This window comes from Actinosynnema sp. (assembly GCF_052038725.1).
In genome coordinates, this window is sequence record NZ_JBQGCX010000388.1 from 1 (window position 1) to 3,339 (window position 3,339).

General features: G+C 75.0%; 4 protein-coding genes. 1 reads left to right on the forward strand and 3 read right to left on the reverse strand.

Annotated features, from left to right (window positions below):
- Positions 1-26: 26 nt before the first annotated feature.
- Together ACTUAL_RS07760 and ACTUAL_RS07765 are read right to left on the reverse strand one after the other, a co-directional pair.
- Positions 27-845, reverse strand: a complete 819-nt coding sequence (locus tag ACTUAL_RS07760) for a transporter substrate-binding domain-containing protein (protein WP_157767544.1) — start codon at positions 843-845, stop codon at positions 27-29.
- The gene (locus ACTUAL_RS07765; RefSeq protein WP_157767545.1) at positions 838-1,617 is read right to left on the reverse strand and encodes a hypothetical protein; all 780 of its coding nucleotides are present in this window, start codon (positions 1,615-1,617) and stop codon (positions 838-840) included. Before ACTUAL_RS07765 ends, ACTUAL_RS07760 begins: the two co-directional genes overlap by 8 nt.
- A 524-nt stretch (positions 1,618-2,141) precedes the next feature.
- On the opposite strand from ACTUAL_RS07765, the gene ACTUAL_RS07770 reads away from it, so the two are divergent.
- Entirely contained in the window at positions 2,142-2,741 is a 600-nt protein-coding gene (locus ACTUAL_RS07770; protein WP_096492235.1) for a DKNYY domain-containing protein, read from the forward strand.
- 3 nt (positions 2,742-2,744) lie between these two features.
- Here ACTUAL_RS07770 and ACTUAL_RS07775 read toward each other — a convergent pair.
- A partial coding sequence (locus ACTUAL_RS07775; RefSeq protein WP_440899769.1) for a hypothetical protein occupies positions 2,745-3,339 on the reverse strand: 595 nt, incomplete at its 5' end.

The window sequence follows — 3,339 nt, forward strand, 5'->3', positions numbered from 1 at the left end:
CGTCTCCGCCAGCCCCCGCTCCTCGTTCAGCCGCAGGTGATGTCGTTCGGGTCCGGCTTGTGCCCCTTCGGGTCGGCCCCGACCAGGTTCCGCTGGAAGAACTCCTCCCACAGCGCCCCGGCCAGCAGCTGCCGCAGCTTCTTCGCGACCGCCTCGCAGCGCGCGGTGTCGCCCTTGGGGAACCCGACGCCGTACCGCTCCTGCTGGCCGAACGCCACGTTCGGCAGCACCACCACGTCCGAGTGCTTGGTCGTGTACCCGTGCAGCAGCAGCTGGTCCGTGGAGACCGCCGCCGCCGACCCCTCCCGCAGCCGCGAGAAGCACTCCTCGTAGTAGCCGACCTCGGTCGGCACCAGCCCCAGCCCCTGGTACTCCCGGATCTGCGCGGACGAGGTCGACCCCCGCGTCACGCACACCGGCTTGCCGCGCAACGAGTCCATGTCAGGGAAGCGCGGCTGCCCGTCCTCGCCCCGCAGCACCAGCACGCCCTGCTGCGAGAGCATGTACGGCCCCGCGAACAGGACCTTCTCGCGCCGCGCGTCCGTGGTCGAGTAGCTGGCGACCACCATGGACACCCGGCCGCCCGGTTGCAGCTCCGCCTCCCGGTCGCCCGTCCGCACCGGCAGCGGCTCGGGCCGGAAGTCCAGCTCGGAGCCCAACCAGTTGAGCAGGTCGTCGTCGAAGCCGCTGCGCTCGTTGGTCGCCGGGTCGACCATGCCCCAGCCCGGCGAGTTCGGCGCGACGCCGACGTCGAACCGCTCGGGGAACAGCCGCTCCGGCTCGGCGCAGCCCACCGCCAGCGCCAGCACCGCCACCACCGCCAGGAACCCGCGCCGATCAGTCACGCAGCACCGCCTCGTCCACCCGCACCCAGACCTCGCACGCGGTGTTGCCGCCGGAGTACTCCAGCACGACCTTCACCGCCGCCTGCCGCTTCGCCCCGTCGAGCGGCAGCTCCACCGCGGCGCCGGGCCTGCCGACCACCTCGGTCCGCTCCTGCCCGTCCACGACGGGCGTGTACCGCAGCTCCGGCGACCGCTCGCAGTCCCCGGTCCTGCGCGCGTTCTCCAGGCTCAGCGCCAGCACCAGCCGGTCCCGCTCGGGCGGGGAGCCGGGCAGCTCCAGCACCCGCTCCTCCCCGTCCCGCCACGGCTTCCCGCCGGTGAACCCGTCGGGCGCGACCACGTCCAGGGGCCGGGTGGCGTCCCAGACGGCGTAGCCGACCGCGCCGACCCCCACCAGTCCCAGCACGGTCGCGGCCCACGTCAACCTGCGCGCCCAGTCGACCGGCTGCCCGGTCCGGCCGCGCAGCAGCTCCGGCCGCTCGGCCACCAGGAGCCCCAGCGCGCCCAGCACGACCGACACCGGCAGCGCGATCACGCCCGCGAGCTGGCTGGCGCCGTTCAGGTCGAGCAGCGCCAGCGGGGAGAGCGAGGCGACGAACAGGGCGCCGAACAGCCAGCCGACCCAGCCGAGGCGCTTGTCGTGGACCTCGGGCGGTTCGGGCGGCGGCGCGCCGGGGCCCGCCTGCTTCCCCGACCCGCCGGGCTTCCGGCCGCCGGGTCTCCTGCTCCCGTCGGGCGGCACACCGCCGCGCTGCCGCGTCCCACCGGACATCACTACCCCTTTCACCCCCTCCTGAGGGGGAGGCCTGGTGCGCCCCAACCCGTGCGCCCCGCCGCGCACCGGTGGCGGACGCCGCGCCCGCGTGGCGCGACGGCGCTCGCGGGCGGTCACGCGCGGTCGACGGTCTCGGCGCGGTGCGGCCGGAACCGGTTCCCGCGCTGCGGCACGCCCATCCCGACCCCCTCGCTCCCGCGCAGGCGGGAAACCAGTATCCGGGGAATTCCCACCGGTGACCTCGGATTCGCCGGGCTCGACCGAGTTGTTACGCGCGCGCACCAGGAACGATCTTCGAGGGGGGCTCGATTCCAGGTCAGCGGGCATGGCCTCGGGTGTCGTCGGCTTTTGCGGAACGGTCGGGTGCATATCCATCCGATCGATTCGACCGTTCATTTGCGGAGCCACCGGAAAACGTTAGTTGTGAAACATATTCGCTGATCCGGGGCCCGCGAAATGCCCTTATGATCGCCTTGCGGCGAGGTCACCCGGAATCGCCGTCCGGGGAGTGGAGGTGGTCGGTGTCCAGCCCGTGGCGGGTCGAGGGGGAGCGGGTGTGGCGGATGGGCAACCGGTTGCCGCGCGCCGACGCGGCGACCTTCCGGGTGCTCAGCTTCTCGTTCGCCCGCGACGCGGAGCGGGTGTGGACGCCGTGGCACCGGGTCAAGGCGGACGCCGCCACGTTCCGCGCGCTCGACCGCGGGGTCGTGCACGACGACCTCGGCGAGCCCGTCGCGCACGGCTACGGGGCCGACCGGGACGTCGTCGTGTTCTCGGCGGGCGTGGGGCGGCCGGTGCGCGTCGCGGGCGCGGAACCGGCCGCGTTCCTGTCGCTGGGCGGGTTCTTCGGGCACGACGCGCGCTCCTGCTACTCGCACGGCAGGCCGCTGCGCGGCGCCGACCCCGGAGACTGGCGGATCGTCGACCAGCGGATGCTGTACTCCACCTCGGGCGGCCGGGTCTACCACGCGTGGCGCCCGGTGCCCGCCGACGCGGCCACGTTCACCACGCTCACCGTCACCAGCGCGGGCAGGCTCCGGCAGGTCGCCCGCGACGCCGAGCGGTTCTACCTGGACGGGGAGCCGCTGTCCGAGCGGGAGCTGGCCGAGCGGCTGCGGTGAGGGTCACAGGCGCACCACCACCCGCGTCAGCGCGCCGTCGTACGCCCGCGACCCCGACTGCACCGGCAGCTCGCCCGCGGGCCTGGGCGGCAGCAGCGACGCGACCTCGGCGGGCAGCCCGATCCGGTGGTCGGTGACCGCCAGCTCCGCCCCGACCGGGCACTCCAGCTCGAACCCGCCCGCCTGCCCGTAGAACTCCACCACCCCGGCGGGCAGGTCCCGACCGCCCGACCGGCACCCGGCGGGCACCACGACCTGCGTGCGCCACACCCCGGCGCCTGGCCGCACCGCCACACGGGCGACCCCGTCCCCGGCCGTCACCTCCACCCCCGGCGGCTCCAGCAGCCCGCTCGGCGCGGGCGCGCGCAGCAGCGGGCCGGTCAGCATCGGGAAGTCCTCCTTCAGCAGCACCCCGCGCTCCGGCCGCTCGCCCAGCGCGTGCCACGTCCACGCGCTGACCTCCGGGTCGCCGGAGAGCCACGACGCGCCGCCCCGGTCGTCCAGGTACAGCAGCGCCGTGCGCAGCGCCGGCTCCGCCCGCTGCACGCCCACCACGACCAGCCCGACCGCGACCACCGCCGCCCCCAGCCCCCCCCCC

Bases quoted from the DNA above. Each gene is read 5' to 3' on its own strand.
- ACTUAL_RS07765 (WP_157767545.1), bottom strand. From the start codon at position 1,617: ATGTCCGGTGGGACGCGGCAGCGCGGCGGTGTGCCGCCCGACGGGAGC.